The sequence below is a fragment of the Vibrio sp. Y176 genome (genome assembly GCF_033438945.1).
In genome coordinates this window covers 1-551 of sequence record NZ_JAWOQS010001015.1, presented here as the reverse complement: position 1 = coordinate 551, position 551 = coordinate 1, and the positions used below count along the sequence as shown (strand labels likewise).

Annotated in this window: 1 pseudogene; it reads left to right on the top strand. The window is 45.7% G+C overall.

The window, feature by feature from the left end:
• Positions 1-139 precede the first annotated feature (139 nt).
• Positions 140-551 (top strand): annotated as a pseudogene (locus R7O13_RS29950) (ABC transporter substrate-binding protein); the annotation flags it as partial.

The window sequence follows — 551 nt, the reverse complement described above, 5'->3', positions numbered from 1 at the left end:
CATCTTTATACCCAAGTTACTTCAAGTGTCGCTACTCGGCTCATGTTTTGACATGAGAATGGTGCTGGTCAGCTTGTTGTACTTCAAATCCGCATGAAATGGATGACAACAATAACCTTGGTGACAAAGGACGTGAACGATGAGTCTTATCCAAAAATCTTTGAAACGAGTGCTCAAAATGACTGCCGTAGTGGCAGCGATGACATTCGTGGCAACTTCTGCAAGTGCTGCTGAAAAAGTATATCGCCTAAAGCTGGCTGAAACGTGGGGGCCTAACTTCCCAATCTTTGGCGACACGACGAAAAATATGGCGAAAATGGCAGAGGAAATGTCAAACGGCCGTCTACAAATTCGTATCGACTCTGCGAACAAACACAAAGCACCATTTGGCGTATTTGACATGGTGAAATCCGGCCAATACGACATGGGACACTCTGCGTCTTATTACTGGAAAGGCAAAGTGCCAAACACGCTTTACTTCACTTCTATGCCTTTCGGAATGTTGCCGACAGAACAATACGCATGGTTCTACTACGGTGGCGGGATGGAGT